The sequence below is a fragment of the Stenotrophomonas maltophilia genome (genome assembly GCF_002799155.1).
Lineage (GTDB): Bacteria > Pseudomonadota > Gammaproteobacteria > Xanthomonadales > Xanthomonadaceae > Stenotrophomonas > Stenotrophomonas maltophilia_R.
In genome coordinates this window covers 1,713,752-1,730,436 of the sequence record NZ_NERD01000002.1, presented here as the reverse complement: position 1 = coordinate 1,730,436, position 16,685 = coordinate 1,713,752, and the positions used below count along the sequence as shown (strand labels likewise).

Below are 16,685 nucleotides of genomic sequence, written 5' to 3'. Positions count from 1 at the left end.
TTCCGCAACCGGCGGGGCAACGGCCTGCCCGCCACGGGACAGGCATGAAGGCAGGCTTCCGGCAGAGCATGTCGTGGCTGCACACGTGGTGCGGCCTTACCTGCGGCTGGCTGCTGTGCGCGATCTTCCTGACCGGCACGCTCAGCGTGTTCCGCGAGCCGATCACGCGATGGATGGAGGCCGGCCCCGTGCCGGCCTCCTCGCCGGCGGTGGACACCGCAACGCAGGCGGTGCGTGCGCAGCACTGGCTGGCCGCAAACACCACCGATGCCCGGGCATGGCAGATCCGTTGGCCTGCGCAGCACGGCTGGCCGCTGGAGCTGTCATGGGAGGATGGCGACGGCAACGCGCACGAACGCTGGGTGGATGCCAGTACAGGCATGCCACAGCCTCCACCTCGTCTTCGGGAAACCGAAGGCGGGCGCCACTTCATGTCCTTCCATTACACCCTGCACGGTGGCATGGCCGGCTACTGGCTGGTCGGCTGGATCACCGCCTGCATGCTGCTGGCGCTGGTGTCCGGCGTGGTAGTGCATAAACGCATCTTCAAGGACTTCTTCACCTTCCGCCCGGGCAAGGGACAGCGCAGTTGGCTGGATGCGCACAACCTGAGTGCCGTGCTGACCCTGCCATTCCTGTTCATGATCGGCTACACGGGGCTGACCTTCTTCTACAGCAGCTATCTGCCGTGGCCGGTGCACGCCGCCTATGGCGATGCGGATGGCGCCTATGCGCGCTACGAAGCCGAGCTGGCGCCTGCACCGTTGGCTCCGCCTGGCATCCTGGTATCCACCGCGCAACTGCCGGACCTGCCGCAACTGCTGGCACGCGCGCACGCCATCAGCGGGCAGCCACCGGCACTGGTCGTGATCCAGGCGCCCGGCACCGTGCACAGCGTGGTGGAGGTGATCGGCCGCAAGCCCGAGGGGGGCGCGGACAGGCATCTGCTGACCGAAGCCAGCCGGGTGACGTTCGATGCTGCCAGCGGCACGCTGCTGCAACAGCATGGCGCACGTCCGCATGCCATTGGTGCCGTACAGGTGCACGAAACCATCGAAGCACTGCACAAGGCCGATTTCGGCGGCTGGCCGATGAAGTGGCTGTACTTCATCAGCGGTCTGCTCGGCACGGCGATGATCGCCATCGGCACGCTGCTGTTCTCCATCAAGCGGCGCAAGCGCAGCGAGCATGAGTTCGGCGCGGCCACGGCGGGCATCTATCGCTGCGTGGAAGCGTTCAACGTCGCATCGCTGGCCGGGGTGGCACTGGCAAGCATCGTCTACCTGCACGGCAATCGGCTGCTGCCACTGGAAATGAGCGATCGCAGCGCATGGGAAATACGCATTTTTCTTGCTGCCTGCGCGGCCTCGGTGGCGCACGCGCTATGGCGCCCACCGCGCCTGGCCTGGATCGAGCAGTTGTGGCTGGCCGCAGCACTGTGCCTGGCACTGCCGCTGGTGAACATGGTAACCACCGGGCAGGGCGTGCTGATGTATCTGCAGCGGGGTGCATGGCAGCAGGCCGGCGTGGAGCTGGTCGCACTGGCATTCGGGTTGATGCTGGCAAGAATGGCCCTGATGTTGCAGCGCCGGTGGCCACGGGCGCAGGAGGCGGCGCGCACGGCCAAGCCTCCGGCCGGGCGGGGAGCAGCCCATCGCTGGCAGGTGGCGAGCCGTGTGCTGGCCGCCTCGCTGGGCGGCTACGTGTTCACCGCGGTTACCGCTACGGCGCTGGCGTTGTTGTTGCCCGCGCTGGTGGGGGTAAGGACGTCCGTTTCGGTCCTGACCAGTTCACTGCTGGGGTTCGTGCTGTTCATTGCCATCGCTGTGGGCGTCTTCAGCGCCCGCAGTGTTGGGAGGGTATGGCTGAGTCTGGCGGCGGGGAGTGCCCTGATGGGGTTGCTGATGGCGATGCTGAGGGCAGGCTGAGGGCAGGCTGAGGGCAGGGGCACTCCCGAAAAAGCACGGAGGGTGCGGAGATGCTAGTGCGAATGATTTGCGTTTGATACAATTTAACGTGAAATTAACGCCGCCGCAGCTGCCGCCTAGGGCGCACTTCCTACCGTAGGCCCTCCAATGTCCAAAATGATCCTTGCTTCCCGCGCTCCCATGCGCACCCTGTTGTCCACGTCCGTTGCGCTGATGCTGGCCTTGCCACTGGTGGGGCATGCCGAGGAGGCTTCGGCAGAATCGCCCGATGGCAGCGCCACCACCCTGGATGCGGTGCGGGTCAACGCCTATCGCACCACCACCCACACCTCCGGCGCGACCAAGACCGACACGCCGGTTGCAGAGATGGCCAAGTCGGTCTCGGTCATTGCCCGCGAGGAGCTCGATGCCCGCGGTGTGCAGAACCTCAATGAGGCGATGCGCTACGTGGCGGGCGTCGTCCTGGAGAGCGGCGGCATCGACAACCGCGTCGACGACTTCCGCATCCGTGGCTTCGATGCCGGCAGCTGGAGCAACAACGTCACCATCGACGGCATGCGGGCGCCGCAGGGTGGCCAGTGGAACCGGACCATGGTGGACAGCTGGAACCTGGACCGTGTCGAAGTGCTGAAGGGACCGTCGGCCGTCATGTATGGTCAGGTGGCTCCGGGTGGCATGGTCAACCAGGTCAGCAAGACCCCGACGCCTGACCAGCAGCAGGTGCTGCAGTTGGGTCTGGATGGGAACGGCCAGTACAGCAGCGCATTCGACCTGGGCGCGGCATCGGACGACAAGCGCCATCTGGGCCGCCTGGTGGGCCTGTATCGCGACGGTGACACGCAGATCAAGCACACCCAGCAGGAGCACTGGTTCCTGGCGCCCAGCTATACCTTCCAGATGGCCGAGCGCACGCGCCTGACGGTGCTGGGCCTTTACCAGCGCGACGACGGTGGCTCGACCTACCAGTTCCTGCCGATGGACGGCACGCTCAAGGCCACCCCCTATGGGCGCATGAAGAACACGACCTTCATTGGCGAACCGAACTGGAACACCTACGACCGCACGATCTGGACGGCCGGCTGGCTGTTCGAGCATGCCTTCAACGAGAACTGGACCCTGAGCCAGGGGGCTCGCCGCACCAACGTGGAATCGACCTTCCGCACCGTGGTGACCAATGGTGGCCTGAACCCGGATGGCCGCACGCAGAAGCGACGTGCCACCTGGGGCGAGGGGGACTCCCAGGGCGACACCATCGACACCCGTGTGACCGGCAAGTTCCAGACCGGCTCGGCTGAACACACGCTGCTGGTGGGCGTGGACTGGCAGAAGGCCGATTGGGACGCGGCACGCGGTGCGATGCGTGATCCGGCGCCGATCGACATCTTCAATCCGGTCTACACCGGCTATGTTCCGGTCACCAACAGCATCAGCTACTCGGGAGGCGTCAACCGCCAGACGGGTGCCTACCTGCAGGATCAGATCGCGCTGGACAAGTGGCGCTTCACCGTGGGTGGCCGTTACGACTGGACCAAGGACGACACCTGGACGCAGTCGTACACCGTGGCTACGAATCGCTACGGCGCACGCGCGCCGAGCCGCATCAAGAACGAAGCCTTCAGCGGCAACGCTGGCATCCTGTTCGTGGCTGACAACGGCCTGACCCCGTATCTGAGCTATGCGGAGTCCTTCCAGCCGGCAGGCAGCACGGCGACCCAGTCTTTCGACCGGACGCCGTTCGACCCGATCACCGGCAAGCAGTGGGAAGTGGGCGTGAAGTATCAGCCGTCTGGATTCGATGGCCTGATCACGCTTTCGGCCTACGATCTGCGCCAGCAGAACATCCTGACCAACGACCCTGACCCCAGCCACAACACCTGCGGCACGACTGGGTCCAGCCAGTGCCAGGTCCAGGATGGCGAAGGCCGCGTACGTGGCGTAGAACTGGAAGGCCGCGTCACCCCGCTCGACGGCTTCAGCGTGATCGGTGCCGCATCGTGGATGGACTCGGAAGTCACCAAGAGCAACAACGGATATCAGGGCAAGCAGTTGGCGATGGTTCCGGACTGGACCGCTGCACTGTGGGGTGACTACACCTTCCAGGGCGGGGCACTCGCGGGCCTGAGCCTTGCCGCAGGCGTCCGCTACAACGGCGAAAGCTACGGTGACAGCGCCAACGTCTACCTGATTCCGTCCTACACGATGTGGGATGCGGCGATCCGCTACGACGTGGGCGCGATCGGGCGTGTGGGCACGCAATTCGCGCTCAACGTCAGCAACCTGACGGATAAGCGTTTCGTGACCACGTGCAGCGGTGTCTCCTCGTGCTTCTTCGGCACGGGACGCACGGTCACGGCCACCGCCCGGTTCACCTGGTAACCCTTTTGCCCCGTGACCGGCCAGCCAGGTCACGGGACTTTCGTATGAGACTTCCAGAATGTCAGTTGTGATGGCGTTGCTGGCCTCAGCCACGGGTGTGGTAGGGGCGTGGCTGTTCTACCTGGCGTCACCGAAACAGCAGTGGCGGCGCGCCGGACCTTGGCCTGTCCGTGGGAAATGGATTCCCGGCAGCATCTTGTCGCTGGTCTCGCTTGCCTTGTTCCTGTCTTTGATGGGAAGTGGTGCGGCCTTCTTCACCTGGTTGACGATTCTGATGCTGGTCTGGTCAGTGGCGCCGTTCCTGGGCGTCTGGCGTGGCCGTCGAGGCGGAGGCCCGCATGGCCAAGCCTGACAAGCTGCAGAGCCGCCACTGGTTCGGAAAGATGTGCGCAGGCGTACTCCTGGGCTTCGGGCTCTCCCTGGCCTTGTCCGGCCTGTTCGCGTGGTTCGGCCCCGGCGGCATCGATGGTGGGGGCGGCAAGGCCCAGTTCAACATGTGGCTGGTCGCGCTGCTGTGGGCGCCCCTCCTGTCATTCGTCTTCCTTTTCCGTAGCAGCGCAAGCGCCTGGCTGTGGCTGGGTGCTGCCAACCTGGTCGCCTTTGGCGCACTCTGGCTGGCGCGAAGCCAGCTGGGCTGATTGGACCCCGCATGAAGATCCGCAACGACATCATCAAGGTCTACAAGGACGTGCACATCTGGGTCGGCATCTTTGCCGGCCTGATGCTGTTCATTGCCTTCTATGCCGGCTCGATCACCATGTTCGAGAAGCCGCTGGAACGATGGGCAACGCCGTCGTCTGCGCTGTCTGCGCCGGTCCCGATGGAACGTGCACCTGACCTGCTGGCGGCGGTGCTCAAGAAGCATCCGGAAGCCGCGAAAAACTACAGCGTGATGGTGCAGACATCACCTGAAGCGCCTGCCCGCGTGATCTGGCGCGTACGTGGCGACAAGCCACGGCAGTTCACTGAGTTTGGCGCAAGCTTTGACGAGAAGGGCCACCTCCAGGTGGAGCAGCTGCGCAAGGCACCAGTGGCGCAGCTTGTCGACACCTTGCATCAGTTCGTCGGCCTGCCGTTCCCGGATGCGGTTTCGCGCCCCGTCATGGGCATCATTGCGCTGATGTATGCCGTGGCACTGATCTCCGGCGTCATCGTGCTGCTACCGACGCTGGTGAAAGACTTCTTCGCCGTGAGGGTAGGCAGGAACATCAAGCGCATGTGGCTGGATGTGCACAACGCGCTGGGCATTGTCAGCCTGCCGTTCCACCTGATCATGGCCGTGACCTGCGTGGTATTCGCGTTCCACGATCAGATCTACGACATCCAGGACAAGGTGGTCTATCCCAACGGCATCCAATGGGGCGAAGAGCACGATGCCAGGCCCGCTCCGGGCGCCCAGCCTCTGCCTGCTCCTGCACTGCTGGAAAAGGTAAAGGCACAGCTGCCGGGCTTTGAGGTCTACAGCCTGGGCTTCCAGCAGAAGGGGAGTGTGGTCGAGGGGCGTGTGACCGGCCTGGATATCCGTTACGGGACGCGTGCCCGCACGTACATGAGCACCCATCTCGATCCCTACACCGGCGTGGTGGACACGCATGATCTGCCCGGGCACATGGATGGCTGGGATACGGCGGTCAATGCCTTCTTCATGCTTCATTTCGGCAGCTTCGGCGGAAACCCGGTGCGCTGGATGTACCTGTTGCTTGGACTCGGCGGCGCAATCGTGTTCTACACCGGCAACCTGCTGTGGATCGAATCACGACGCAGGAAGCAGCGCGATGCCAACCTGCCGGCGCAGAAGCGATCCACTCGCGTGCTGGGATCCTTGACGATCGGCGTGTCCCTGGGCTGCGTAACCGGCATCTCGGCGACACTGGCCGCCACCAAGTGGCTCCCTGGGCTGGTGGCCAATGTTTCGGCATGGCACGAAGGCATCTACTATGCGGCCTTCCTGCTGGCAGTCGCCTGGGCATTCCTGCGTGGGGCCGCGCGCTCCGCTTACGAGCTGCTGTACGCTGGCGCCATGGTGACGGCACTGATTCCGGTCGGCAGCCTTGCAGCATTGGTCGGCGTGCCAGGCACCTGGAACCATTCAAGTGCCGGCGTGGCTGTGGACGCGACCGCAATGATCGCCGCTCTCGTTCTCTGGCAGCTGGCGAGGCGTTCCAGGAAGCGCGCAAACACGGGTCACATGGACAGCGTTTGGGCCATCGACGGAAAGGCAACCACAAGGGCAGTGCACACCCAGGCGGCCGGGGAGTAGATCCGCCCCTGAAACGATTGCCGAGGCGGGCAGGTAGGCATTGGATGGAAAAACAGCCGTTGCCCAAGGCACCTTGGACGCGGCAAGATTTCGACCCGGCCATGAACAGGCCTGAACGGCCCGCTCTTCAGTTCGGCGAGGCACGCGTCATGGGTACTTTGCACGTACCAGGTACGCCGCATTCACGGCCACCGACACCCGCACTCACCACACTGCCCCTTCCTTACACACGAAGGGGTGAGACATGGCCACCTGTGATGTCTGCGGCAACAACTACGACAAGAGCTTCACTCTGCAGCAGGGCGGACGCAGCGGAACCTTCGATTCGTTCGAGTGCGCGATCCATGCATTCGCGCCACGCTGCGCACATTGCGACTGCGCGGTTATCGGGCATGGCGTTGAAGGAAAGGGCCAGATCTTCTGCTGTGCACATTGCGCCGGTCATGCCGGTGTACAGGGTGTAGCGGACCGGGCCTGAGCCGCCTCATTTCCTTGCTGCAGATTGCTTGGAGATCAGCGATGAAAGTCGGGCGACCCGGGCTGCGCCCGAGTCCGCCAGCACTGCCAGTGCACGCCGTTTCTGGGAGGGCATCGCCGCCACGGCTTCCAATGCCACCACGACCTCGAACTCCCTGGCGTTGGCGTCCAGCGCCGTGGCGAGGACACACGAGTCGGCCGTCATGCCAGTGAGCCAAAGTCGGTGTACTCCCAACTTGGCCAGCAGGATCGGCAAGGGACTGGCGAGGAACGCCGAGTGCTTGGGCTTGAGCACGAAATAGTGGCCGGGCAGGGGGGAGAGGGCTGTGGCAATTCGGGCAGCCGGCCCCCCATCCTGCTGGCACTGCTCCACTTGCTGGCGGAAATCCCGCTTCCAATCTGAGAAGTTGTCATTGGCATAGATGACTGGCCACCCCTGGTCATCGAAGTGATCTCTCAGGCGCCGGATCTGCCGGGCCGCCTTCTCTGCCGCTGGCGCCAGGGCGTCCGCACCCGGGAAGTCGAAACGACTGAACATGTCGATGATCAGCAGGGCGGTAGAAGGGGGGCGTACCATGCCTCAATCTCCTGTCTGGGCATGCGGCGCCTCGACCGGCTTGGACTGTGGCGAATCCTTCTGGCGCAGGAAGATGGTCAGCACAACCAGAGACAGCACGGCCAGAAACTCACTTTGCCAGTTCTGCATGGATTCAAACCAGAACGTGCTGCTGGCCAGGTGCTCGAGAAAGCCCGGCACTGGCAGGCCCTGCAGCTGCTGCTCGGCCTGCTCGGCTCGCCAGCTGCCCAATGCATGCAGCGTAAAGCTGGTCAGGAACAACAGGCCGAAGGCGATCGCAAGCGAATGGCCGTACAGGGCCTTCCACACGCCGCCGCGCCTGACCGGCCACGGCGTGGGCCCTGGTTCGATCCGATTCTGTTCCTTCGCAGGATCCAGCGGCCGAGATTCGGCCGAGCCTCGCTGGCGCAGGCTCACCGTCAGCAGCACGTACATCCCCATCTGCAGGAATTCGCTCTCCCAGTTCTCGAATGTGGCGCTGACAAAGTGCCCGGTCGCCAGGTAATGCCAGAGATCGATCGGCGCGCGTCCGTGCTGCATCAGCTCCTGGTTGTGCACGTGATGTCCCGCAACTGCCTGTCCACCGATGAATACGATGGTGAGCACGAGCAGCACCAGCGAGAGACCGTTGCGTTTCCACATGCAACACCTCGTTCAGGCTGTTCCAATGGCCGTGATGAAGCTTGCGCCGCCAGCGGGCCATGAGCTGTGAACCCGGCGCATCCAGGATGTGAGGCGGACTCAACGCTTGCCTGTTGGATCCGGATCAGGGCGCTCGTAATCCTCGGGTACGGCCTTGGGGCCATCGCCGTCGTCAGGCATGTCGTGCTCCTTCCACTTGGCCCGGTCATTGCGCCGCTTGTCCGGCGTATGTGCCTTCGACTGATCGTCCACATCCGTGGTCGGGTTGAAAGGAAGCTTGTCGTTCACGGAGGGCTCCTGCGGCGGAAACCTGCACCTTGCACCGGGCTGGGTTAACGCCACGACGCCGCAGAATGAACGCCGCGCACACCGGGATGTCACCGCGGCGGGATGGCGGCCTTGCGATGCTGGAGATCCGAACTCCTGGAGACGCACGATGCAGGCATTGACCTACCACGGCCGCAAGGATGTACGTGTCGAGACCGTGCCGGACCCGGTACTGGCCGCAGACGACGACCTGATCCTGCGTGTCACCGCTACCGCCATCTGCGGCTCGGACCTGCATCTGTATCGCGGCAAGATTCCCGATCTGCACGACGGCGATGTGCTGGGCCACGAGTTCATGGGCATCGTGGAGGAGGTCGGCAGCGGGGTGACCCAGGTGAAGCCAGGTGATCGTGTTGTCATTCCCTTCGTGATCGCCTGTGGTGAGTGCTTCCACTGTCGGCTGGCCGAGTATGCCGCCTGCGAAACCACCAACCCGGGCAAGGGCGCCGCGCTGAATCAGAAGGGCCTTCTGCCGCCGGCCGCGCTGTTCGGATACAGCCATCTGTATGGCGGAGTTGCCGGTGGCCAAGCGGAGTTCGTGCGCGTGCCCAAGGCGAATGTGGGCCCGCTACGTATTCCGGAAGGCGTTGCCGACGAGCAGGTCCTGTTCCTGTCTGACATCCTCCCCACCGGCTACCAGGCCGCGCTGAACGCAGGGGTGAAGCCGGGCTCAACGGTGGCCATCTTCGGTGCGGGCCCGGTCGGGCTGATGAGCGCGGCCTGCTGCCGCCTGCTGGGGGCCGAGACGATCTTCATGATCGATCATCTTCGGTACCGCCTTGACTATGCGCGCCGGGCCTACGGGGTGACCCCCATTGATTTCAACGAGATTGACGATCCGGCCGATTTCATTCTTGCCCAAACCAGTGGGCGGGGCGTGGATGCGTGCATCGAGGCGGTAGGTTTCGAGGCCGAGGGCAGTGCGCTGGAGTCAGCGTTGACCGCTGTAAAGCTGGAAGGCAGCAGCGGCGTGGCGATCCGGCAATGTATTGCAGCCGCACGCCGCGGTGGCGTGGTCAGTATTCCAGGTGTCTACGCCGGCTTCATCCATGGATTCCTGTTGGGCGACGCGTTCGACAAGGGGCTGACATTCAAGATGGGGCAGACCCACGTCCAGGGGCTGATGCCGGAGCTGCTCGACGCGATCATGCAGGGGCGGCTGGACCCGGGCGACATCATCTCGCACAGGATGCGCCTGGCCGATGCAGCGCAGGGCTACGCGATGTTTGATGCCAAGCAGGACGACTGCCGCAAGATCGTATTGACTCCATGAGCAGGCCACCATGAGCGCGATTGTCATGGCCTGTGTCTACGCGCTGTGGCTGGCCGCCGGCTCGCTGGACTTCCATTTTCACCGGCGAACCGACCTGCCGCACACTTCCGCGATGCGCGAAAGCCTCCTGCATGGGGTACAGCTTCTGCTGATCGGCAGCGGGGTGCTTGCGTGGCTGGCGCTGGAAAACACGTTGTCCCTCGTCACGTTCCTGACACTGCTGGTCATCGCACACGCGGTCGCCGGCTACTTCGACACCGTCAGCGCGGACGGCCGCAGGCGCATTAGTCCAGCGGAACAGCATGTGCACAGCGTGCTCGATGCTGCACCATGGGTGCTGCTGGGCTGGATCGGCTGGCAGGCCCCGTCGCGGTGGTCGCTCAACGTGAAGGCTGCAGCACCGGAAATCTGGTGCCTGATACTGCTGCCGGCGCTGGGCCTGGTGGTGCTGCCATGGTTGTGGGAGCTGCTGCAGTGTTTCCGTGCACGAGAACAGCGGCGGCAGGTGGGCGCGTGAGGATCGTTGCGCGGGGCATTCATGTGCCCGCCACACCTCCAAGACAGTCGTATGACTGCCTGCCGCCTACGTTCATGGCGTATCTCCATTGCAGACCCGCCCATGCAGGATGTGACGCCGCCTTCTCCGTTGTTCAACCACGCACGCCAGGTGCTGGTCCAGCAGCCTGTACTGCCTTTGCCCGGAAGCGGCCAGACGCTGCAGCGTTGGCAGGCGCTGGCGGCCTGGGGGGCAGAGGATCTCTGCCTGGCCAAGGTGCTGGAGGCCCACTATGACGCCCAGGCGATCATTGCCGAGCTGAAAGCGCCTGCCGTTGCAGAGGACCAGTTGCTGGCCGTCTGGGCTGCGGAGGGCCCGGCCAACACCCTTCGCATCGATGCCGGCGGTAGTCTCCACGGTGACAAGCCCTGGTGTTCCGGCAGCGCGTGGGTGGATGCGGCGCTGGTCACGGTCCGCAACGCCCAGGGCGTATGGCTCTGCCATGTGGCGGCAGAGCATTGGCGCACACTTGCAGGCGAGCCATGGCCCGCCGTCGGCATGGCCGGGATTCCGTCCACCACCGTGCGCTTTGATGCCGCGCCGATGGTGATACTGGGCGCGCGCGATGACTATCTGCAGCGGCCGGGCTTCTGGCATGGAGGCGCGGGTATTGCGGCGGTCTGGTTTGGCGCAGCGGTCGCGTTGGCCGAGCGCATGCGACAGGCCTGCACCGAGGGGAATCGAGCACGACTACTGGGTGAAGTGGACCTCGCATTGGCGCCGGCCGCGGCGCTGCTTCGCGAGCTGGCGGCACGCATCGATGCCGAGCCCGAATCGGCGCATCGCGAGGACGTGGTGCGGGTACGTTGCGTGGTCGAGCGTGCGGCCACCCGCGTGTTGGATCTGGCGGGCCGGGCGTTGGGCCCGGCCCCCATGTGCCTGGAAGACGCCCATGCCCACCGCTGCGCTGACCTGACCGTGTTCCTTCGCCAGTGCCACGCTGATCGCGATTGGGAATGGCTGGGCGGGCAGCGGGCGGCACAGGAGGCGACATGGGCGCTGTAGCCAAAGCACCGCTGCAAGGCGAAGGAACCCACGAGCAGGCATGGCTGCGCTGCAATTGGCTCTGGCAGCAGCCGATCACACCGGCAAGCGCACTGTGCACCGGGCATGACCGCCTGGTGGTGGTCGCGCCGCACCCGGACGACGAGATCCTCGGCTGTGGCGGACTGCTCCATCACGCAGTGGGGCTGGGCATGGAGGTGAGCGTCGTTGCCGTGACGGACGGCGAAGCATGCTATCCGGGCGAGCCGTGGTGGACGCCAGGGCGCCTGCGGTCGGCACGACGGGCGGAGCTTGCCGCGGCACTTCGCGAACTCGGCATCGGGGCCGGCTCGGTGTTTCATCTGGGCATCTCCGACGGCGCGGTCAGCGCGCACGAACAGGGCCTGGAAGGCTGGCTGCAACAGCACCTGCAGCCGCGCGACCTGGTCCTCGCGCCTTGGCGGTTTGATGGCCACCCCGACCATGAAGCGGCAGGGCGTGCTGCCTGCAGCGCTGCGCGGGCAGTGGGTTGCCGCCGGCTGGAGTACCCGGTATGGGGATGGCACTGGCTGGATCCGGCCTGCGCACATATGGCGTGGGAGGTCCCCAGGCTGGTCGACATCTCAGCCGTAGCGGCCGCGAAACGAAACGCGATCGCCCAGTTCCGGACGCAGACGGGCGAAGTGCCGGAGCTGAACAGCCCTCCGGTGCTGCCCGCGCATGTACTGGCCCGGTTTTTCCGAACCTACGAGGTATTCCTTGCATGAGCGCACAGCCGTACTTTGATGAACTGCATGAGCAGGAGGACCCCTTCGGCTACCGCAGCCGCTGGTATGAAGAGCGCAAGCGTGCACTGCTGCTGGCAAGCCTGAGCCAGCGTCATTTCAACCGTGGCTGGGAGCTGGGTTGCTCCAATGGCGTGCTGACCGAGGCCCTGGCCACCCGCTGCGAGCGCTTGCTGGCGACCGACATCAGCCCGCGAGCGGCATTCCAGGCCCGCCGCAACCTGGCCCACCTGCCACACGTGCAGGTCCACTGCGCCAGCCATCCTGAGCAATGGCCGCCGGGCCGCTTCGATCTGATCGTCTGCGGCGAGATGGGCTACTACCTGGGAGCCGGCGCACTGCGTGAGCTGCGCGCCGGTATCGGGGAAGCACTTCGCGATGACGGGCTGCTGGTGGCCTGCCATTGGCTGCCTTCGTTCCCGGGACGCGCGAGCCGCACCGAAGTCGTGCATCGATACCTGGGTGAAGGCCTGCAGGAAGCCTTCCACTATCGCGACGCAGACTTCGTACTGCAGGGGTGGACGCGCGGCGCGATGTCGTTGGCCCGCCTGGAGGGCCTGCGGTGATAGGCGTGCTGGTTCCGGCCCACAACGAGGCAGCCAGCATCGAGCGGTGCCTGCAGTCGATCAGGAGGGCGGCCCTGAATCCTGGCCTGGGCGGTGAAGCGGTGGAGGTGATTGTTGCGCTGGACGACTGCTCGGACGCTACGGAATTCATCTGCGGCCAACAGCGGGTCGATACGCTGCGGTTGGATGCACGCTGCGTCGGCATCGCCCGGGCCGCGGCCGCCGCTGAACTGCTGGGGCGGGGTGCGAGGTGGCTGGCGAGCACGGACGCAGACAGCGAGGTGCCCGCGGAGTGGTTGGTTGCACAGCTTGAGGGGCGCTGGGACGCTTTCTGTGGGCTGGTGGACATTGCAACGACCTGTAGGGCCGAAGAGCGCCTGCGCAAGGCCTTTCAGGGACGGCAGAAATGGGGAGACGATCATGGACGTATCCATGGTGCGAACCTTGGGGTTTCCTCCCAGGCCTATCTGGCGGCAGGCGGCTTCGCGGCGCTGCATTGCGCAGAAGACGTCCAGTTGGTGGAGACGCTGCAGCGCCTCGGCGCTGATGTGCGATGGGCCGGTGCGCCCGTGGTCATGACCAGTGCGCGCCTGGCAGGCCGCGCGGCAGGAGGGTTTTCAGCCTACCTGGCGGAGATGGGAGTGGCGGGATCCGCCTCGGCGGCAGGCCGGCCAATCGTGCTGGCCTGACGATCGGCCGTTCTGGCGCGCCGTGGCAGGCAACAGCGGAAATGCGGTGACGTCCCCAGCTCACCGGGCAAAGTGTGCCCAGTTCACGTTTGGCGTTTGCGGTCTCTCAACCGCACCGCCCTTGGACTGGAATCGATCAGCGGGGTCACCCGGTTCCTGTTGCCAGGACCGGTCGCATCTTCCCACCCAAGCGCCCGGACACTGGATCAGCCGGGTGTCCAGGCAGCACAGTCAGTGCGTGGCCGAAGAGGTGCAGGTGTTACCCACCACATGTTGAACGGCTTGCTGCAACTGGTCGATGTGGAACGGCTTGGCCACAAAGGCCGCACGCCGGTGGCGCTGTGGCACCAGCTGGTCATACACCGCAGAGACAAACAGGAAGGGGATGCCGAGCTCGGCCAGCCGATCGGCAACGGGAAAGACCACACCGTCACGAAGCTCCACATCCAGAACGGCGCCATCAAACGTCTGTGTTTCCAGCAGACCCATCGCATCAAACACGCTGTAGGCATGGGTCACCTGGCCACCGCCGTCTTCCAGCGCCTGCTCCATCAGCGCGGCCAGGTCGAACTGGTCTTCCACCAGCAGCAGGTTGCATCGGTGCTGGTTCGTATCGCGTTGCATGCATGAACGCCTGTCTTGCCTGGGGAGCTGCAGTGTGTGCTGCGCAGCATCAACGCCGCGAGTGTGGAATGTCAGCCCGGTGCGAAGCCACGCAGGTGGCACTGCTGCCGTCGATGTGGCGTGGAAAGAGGCCCGGCGTTTCTTGACGGCGTTTTGGCAGGGGCCATGGATTACTGCCGCCAACTTCGGCAATGGAGCTTCTGACATGCATCGCCCTGATCCTGCTTCGCCACGTGTGCTCCGTGTTGAGAGCATGTCACTGGACTGCGGTGGTGCCGCCGTGGTTGCAGAGCTGGACCGCACACCTGAACGGGCGTGGATGAAGTCGTTGAAGCGAGCCCTTCAGGCTGACAACGTTCTGGATGGCGCGCAGGCCAAGTTTGATGGCCGCTTCGTGTACGTCGTGGGCATGGAAGAGAGCGGGCATCGCGTCCAGCATCGCGTGGTGCAGGCGCTGGTGTCGGCGGAACCGGGGCGTGACCCGACCAGGCTCAAGGGTTTCCCGGGTGCGGCGCTCTCCGGTTCGGTGACCGCCTGAGTGCGGCCAGGCCACAGCTCAACGCAGCCTCCACACGGATCTCACCGCGCGTACGATCCGCGTCGCTAAGGTAGCGCTGTCTGCAGCAACCGGTGGTGTCATGCCCCTTCGTGCGATTGCCTATGTGAGTGAAGCCTCCCGCAACCTGACCGCAGAGCGGCTGCAGCAGCTTGTGGCGGAGGCAGTGCTGTTCAATGAATCTGTCGATGTCACCGGCACGCTGTTGTTCGATGGCTCGCGCTTCCTGCAGTATCTGGAGGGCCCGGAGTCCGGGGTCAATGCGGCATACGCGCGCATTCTGGCGGCCAGCAGCCACAGCGGGATGGTCGAACTCAACCGGGGCAGGCTGGGACGGCGACAGTTTCCGCACTGGCGGATGAACTGCGTGAGGGTGGATGAGCTGGCCCTTGGAAAAATCGCCATTTCCGACTGGACGGGTTTCGTGCGCGGCGCGTCGATGCTCGCCCCTGGGACCAGCGCGCTCGATCGGCTGCAGTGGGTGGCGCAGTCGCCTTCGGAAGGCGGTGGCGGCAGGTTGCTGGAACCGGACGGCCCGACGGCGCGATGAACGCAGCGCCTTCCCCGAATGCGCCAGGCCTGATACGCATCGGCTGCGCCGGCTGGTCGTTGTCGCGGGCTGGGCAGGCAGCGTTCGGCGCAGGCGCCAGCGTCCTGCAGCGCTATGCCACCCGCTTGCCCATGGTGGAGATCAACTCTTCCTTCTACCGTCCCCATCAGGCCGGAACGTATGCGCGGTGGGCCGCGAGCGTGCCAGGCGGTTTCCGCTTCGCAGTGAAGCTGCCACGCACGATCAGTCATGAACGCCGGCTGCGCAACGCGATGCAGCCGCTGGAGCAGTTCCTCGGCGGCGTGATGGCGCTGGGTGACAAGCTGGGTCCGCTGTTGCTTCAGCTACCGCCCAGCCTGGAATACGACCCAGCGACAGTGGCGGAGTTCCTGCAGGGCCTGCGTGTACGCACCACGCGTGATGTCGCCTGTGAGCCACGCCATCCCAGTTGGTTCACCCCGGAAGTGGACGCCCTGCTGAGTGACCATGGTGTCGCCCGGGTTGCGGCGGACCCTGCACGGGTGCCAGCGGCGGCGATTCCCGGCGGATACCGCACGTGGAGCTACTGGCGCTGGCACGGGCAACCGCAGATCTATCGGAGCGCTTACAGTGAGCAGGTGCTTGAGGGCCTGGCACAGCAGCTGCAGCGCGAATCCGATGCGCAACGTCCCATCTGGTTCGTGCTGGACAATACCGCGCTGGGACACGCCTCCGGCAACGCCCTGCACCTGCAGGCCCTGTTGCGTGAGCCTGCGCATGCCTGAGGGCCCGTCCATCGTCCTGCTTCGGGAGGCTGCGGCTCACTTCAGGGGGCACGTGGTACGCGCCGTATCGGGGAACAGCCGGATCGACCTGTCATCGCTGCAGGGCCACAGGGTCAAGGCGGTCCGCAGCTGGGGCAAGCACTTCCTGCTGGAGTTCAGCCGCCAGACCCTGCGCATCCATCTGATGATGTTCGGCAGCTGGCGCATCGACGAACGGAAGCCAACCCCGGCGCGGGTATCCCTGGTGCTCGACAATGGGGAGCTGAACTTCTATGCCTGTTCCGTAAAGCTCATCGGCGAGCCACTGGACGACGTCTACGACTGGCGCGCGGACGTGATGAACGATGCCTGGGATCCGAAGCTGGCCCGGCGCAAGCTGAAGGCAATGCCGGATGTCCTGGTCTGCGACGCGCTTCTGGACCAGACCGTCTTCGCCGGCGTGGGCAACATCATCAAGAACGAAGTGCTGTTCCGCATAGGCGTGCATCCGGCCACCCGCCTGGGTAACCTGTCGCCACGCAAGCTCACCGCCTTGATCACGCAGGCACGCGCCTACAGCTTCGATTTCCTGGAGTGGAAGCGCCGCTTCGAGTTGAAAAAGCACTGGCAGGTACACACACGCAGGATCTGCCCGTCGTGCGGCGGCCCGGTCAGCAAGCTTTACATGGGGACCACCCGGCGGCGCACCTTCTTCTGCCCGAACGACCAGGTGCTGTACGAACCCTGAGGCCGCCTTCCTTGGCGGCCGGTT

Annotated in this window: 19 protein-coding genes; 15 read left to right on the top strand and 4 right to left on the bottom strand. The window is 64.9% G+C overall.

The genetic code is table 11. The annotated features are described in order from the left end of the window. The first annotated feature begins 44 nt into the window (after window positions 1-44). The 5 genes from B9Y82_RS08660 (at window position 45) to B9Y82_RS08635 (ending at window position 7,042) form a co-directional block, all read left to right on the top strand. Window positions 45-1,928 (top strand): PepSY-associated TM helix domain-containing protein, encoded by a 1,884-nt coding sequence (locus B9Y82_RS08660; protein WP_100472392.1) that lies wholly within the window; start codon window positions 45-47, stop codon window positions 1,926-1,928. Between the two features lie 180 nt (window positions 1,929-2,108). Then, the gene (locus tag B9Y82_RS08655) at window positions 2,109-4,304 is read left to right on the top strand and encodes a TonB-dependent siderophore receptor (protein WP_100472390.1); all 2,196 of its coding nucleotides are present in this window, start codon (window positions 2,109-2,111) and stop codon (window positions 4,302-4,304) included. A gap of 338 nt (window positions 4,305-4,642) precedes the next feature. Further along, window positions 4,643-4,942 (top strand): hypothetical protein, encoded by a 300-nt coding sequence (locus B9Y82_RS08645; protein WP_071227836.1) that lies wholly within the window; start codon window positions 4,643-4,645, stop codon window positions 4,940-4,942. An 11-nt stretch (window positions 4,943-4,953) separates the two neighbouring features. Beyond that, window positions 4,954-6,564 carry a PepSY-associated TM helix domain-containing protein gene (locus tag B9Y82_RS08640; RefSeq protein WP_100472385.1) on the top strand — a complete coding sequence of 537 codons (1,611 nt, stop codon included), beginning with the start codon at window positions 4,954-4,956 and terminating at the stop codon, window positions 6,562-6,564. Window positions 6,565-6,808: 244 nt separating this feature from the next. Continuing rightward, entirely contained in the window at window positions 6,809-7,042 is a 234-nt protein-coding gene (locus B9Y82_RS08635; RefSeq protein ID WP_049422290.1) for a hypothetical protein, read from the top strand. 6 nt (window positions 7,043-7,048) lie between these two features. On the opposite strand, the gene B9Y82_RS08630 is transcribed toward B9Y82_RS08635, so the two are convergent. The 3 genes from B9Y82_RS08630 to B9Y82_RS08620 form a co-directional block, all read right to left on the bottom strand. Then, a complete protein-coding gene (locus B9Y82_RS08630; RefSeq protein ID WP_100472383.1) occupies window positions 7,049-7,618 on the bottom strand; it encodes a cysteine hydrolase family protein in 570 nt (189 codons plus the stop codon). 3 nt (window positions 7,619-7,621) lie between these two features. Further along, window positions 7,622-8,260 carry a DUF6766 family protein gene (locus B9Y82_RS08625; protein ID WP_100472381.1) on the bottom strand — a complete coding sequence of 213 codons (639 nt, stop codon included), beginning with the start codon at window positions 8,258-8,260 and terminating at the stop codon, window positions 7,622-7,624. 99 nt (window positions 8,261-8,359) lie between these two features. After that, the gene (locus tag B9Y82_RS08620; protein ID WP_005409707.1) at window positions 8,360-8,548 is read right to left on the bottom strand and encodes a hypothetical protein; all 189 of its coding nucleotides are present in this window, start codon (window positions 8,546-8,548) and stop codon (window positions 8,360-8,362) included. A 148-nt stretch (window positions 8,549-8,696) separates the two neighbouring features. Between B9Y82_RS08620 and B9Y82_RS08615 the strand changes: the two genes are divergently transcribed. The 6 genes from B9Y82_RS08615 to B9Y82_RS08590 all read left to right on the top strand — a co-directional run bounded on the left by B9Y82_RS08615 (window position 8,697) and on the right by B9Y82_RS08590 (window position 13,440). Then, window positions 8,697-9,860, top strand: a complete 1,164-nt coding sequence (locus B9Y82_RS08615) for a zinc-dependent alcohol dehydrogenase (RefSeq protein WP_100472379.1) — start codon at window positions 8,697-8,699, stop codon at window positions 9,858-9,860. A 10-nt stretch (window positions 9,861-9,870) separates the two neighbouring features. After that, window positions 9,871-10,377 (top strand): hypothetical protein, encoded by a 507-nt coding sequence (locus B9Y82_RS08610; protein WP_100472378.1) that lies wholly within the window; start codon window positions 9,871-9,873, stop codon window positions 10,375-10,377. Window positions 10,378-10,479: 102 nt separating this feature from the next. Then, the gene (locus tag B9Y82_RS08605) at window positions 10,480-11,421 is read left to right on the top strand and encodes an acyl-CoA dehydrogenase (RefSeq protein ID WP_100472377.1); all 942 of its coding nucleotides are present in this window, start codon (window positions 10,480-10,482) and stop codon (window positions 11,419-11,421) included. Beyond that, a complete protein-coding gene (locus B9Y82_RS08600; protein WP_100472374.1) occupies window positions 11,409-12,167 on the top strand; it encodes a PIG-L deacetylase family protein in 759 nt (252 codons plus the stop codon). Before B9Y82_RS08605 ends, B9Y82_RS08600 begins: the two co-directional genes overlap by 13 nt. Then, complete coding sequence (locus B9Y82_RS08595) at window positions 12,164-12,751, top strand: class I SAM-dependent DNA methyltransferase (protein WP_100472372.1); 588 nt, start codon at window positions 12,164-12,166, stop codon at window positions 12,749-12,751. The genes B9Y82_RS08600 and B9Y82_RS08595 overlap by 4 nt, the downstream gene beginning before the upstream one ends. After that, a complete protein-coding gene (locus B9Y82_RS08590; protein ID WP_100472370.1) occupies window positions 12,748-13,440 on the top strand; it encodes a glycosyltransferase in 693 nt (230 codons plus the stop codon). Before B9Y82_RS08595 ends, B9Y82_RS08590 begins: the two co-directional genes overlap by 4 nt. A gap of 231 nt (window positions 13,441-13,671) precedes the next feature. Here B9Y82_RS08590 and B9Y82_RS08585 read toward each other — a convergent pair whose 3' ends face one another. Continuing rightward, on the bottom strand, window positions 13,672-14,064 hold the full coding sequence (locus tag B9Y82_RS08585; RefSeq protein ID WP_100472367.1) for a response regulator: 393 nt from the start codon (window positions 14,062-14,064) through the stop codon (window positions 13,672-13,674). Between the two features lie 319 nt (window positions 14,065-14,383). Between B9Y82_RS08585 and B9Y82_RS08580 the strand changes: the two genes are divergently transcribed. The 4 genes from B9Y82_RS08580 (at window position 14,384) to B9Y82_RS08565 (ending at window position 16,661) form a co-directional block, all read left to right on the top strand. Beyond that, a complete protein-coding gene (locus B9Y82_RS08580) occupies window positions 14,384-14,602 on the top strand; it encodes a hypothetical protein (protein WP_238381658.1) in 219 nt (72 codons plus the stop codon). Between the two features lie 100 nt (window positions 14,603-14,702). Next, a complete protein-coding gene (locus B9Y82_RS08575) occupies window positions 14,703-15,170 on the top strand; it encodes a BLUF domain-containing protein (protein ID WP_100472363.1) in 468 nt (155 codons plus the stop codon). Continuing rightward, window positions 15,167-15,934, top strand: a complete 768-nt coding sequence (locus tag B9Y82_RS08570) for a DUF72 domain-containing protein (RefSeq protein WP_100472362.1) — start codon at window positions 15,167-15,169, stop codon at window positions 15,932-15,934. Before B9Y82_RS08575 ends, B9Y82_RS08570 begins: the two co-directional genes overlap by 4 nt. Further along, entirely contained in the window at window positions 15,927-16,661 is a 735-nt protein-coding gene (locus B9Y82_RS08565; protein ID WP_100475197.1) for a DNA-formamidopyrimidine glycosylase family protein, read from the top strand. The genes B9Y82_RS08570 and B9Y82_RS08565 overlap by 8 nt, the downstream gene beginning before the upstream one ends. The last annotated feature ends 24 nt before the right edge of the window (window positions 16,662-16,685 follow it).

Bases quoted from the DNA above. Each gene is read 5' to 3' on its own strand.
- B9Y82_RS08660 (WP_100472392.1), top strand. From the start codon at position 45: ATGAAGGCAGGCTTCCGGCAGAGCATGTCGTGGCTGCACACGTGGTGC.
- B9Y82_RS08655 (WP_100472390.1), top strand. From the start codon at position 2,109: ATGCGCACCCTGTTGTCCACGTCCGTTGCGCTGATGCTGGCCTTGCCA.
- B9Y82_RS08645 (WP_071227836.1), top strand. From the start codon at position 4,643: ATGGCCAAGCCTGACAAGCTGCAGAGCCGCCACTGGTTCGGAAAGATG.
- B9Y82_RS08640 (WP_100472385.1), top strand. From the start codon at position 4,954: ATGAAGATCCGCAACGACATCATCAAGGTCTACAAGGACGTGCACATC.
- B9Y82_RS08635 (WP_049422290.1), top strand. From the start codon at position 6,809: ATGGCCACCTGTGATGTCTGCGGCAACAACTACGACAAGAGCTTCACT.
- B9Y82_RS08630 (WP_100472383.1), bottom strand. From the start codon at position 7,618: ATGGTACGCCCCCCTTCTACCGCCCTGCTGATCATCGACATGTTCAGT.
- B9Y82_RS08625 (WP_100472381.1), bottom strand. From the start codon at position 8,260: ATGTGGAAACGCAACGGTCTCTCGCTGGTGCTGCTCGTGCTCACCATC.
- B9Y82_RS08615 (WP_100472379.1), top strand. From the start codon at position 8,697: ATGCAGGCATTGACCTACCACGGCCGCAAGGATGTACGTGTCGAGACC.
- B9Y82_RS08610 (WP_100472378.1), top strand. From the start codon at position 9,871: ATGAGCGCGATTGTCATGGCCTGTGTCTACGCGCTGTGGCTGGCCGCC.
- B9Y82_RS08605 (WP_100472377.1), top strand. From the start codon at position 10,480: ATGCAGGATGTGACGCCGCCTTCTCCGTTGTTCAACCACGCACGCCAG.
- B9Y82_RS08600 (WP_100472374.1), top strand. From the start codon at position 11,409: ATGGGCGCTGTAGCCAAAGCACCGCTGCAAGGCGAAGGAACCCACGAG.
- B9Y82_RS08595 (WP_100472372.1), top strand. From the start codon at position 12,164: ATGAGCGCACAGCCGTACTTTGATGAACTGCATGAGCAGGAGGACCCC.
- B9Y82_RS08585 (WP_100472367.1), bottom strand. From the start codon at position 14,064: ATGCAACGCGATACGAACCAGCACCGATGCAACCTGCTGCTGGTGGAA.
- B9Y82_RS08580 (WP_238381658.1), top strand. From the start codon at position 14,384: ATGAAGTCGTTGAAGCGAGCCCTTCAGGCTGACAACGTTCTGGATGGC.
- B9Y82_RS08575 (WP_100472363.1), top strand. From the start codon at position 14,703: ATGCCCCTTCGTGCGATTGCCTATGTGAGTGAAGCCTCCCGCAACCTG.
- B9Y82_RS08570 (WP_100472362.1), top strand. From the start codon at position 15,167: ATGAACGCAGCGCCTTCCCCGAATGCGCCAGGCCTGATACGCATCGGC.
- B9Y82_RS08565 (WP_100475197.1), top strand. From the start codon at position 15,927: ATGCCTGAGGGCCCGTCCATCGTCCTGCTTCGGGAGGCTGCGGCTCAC.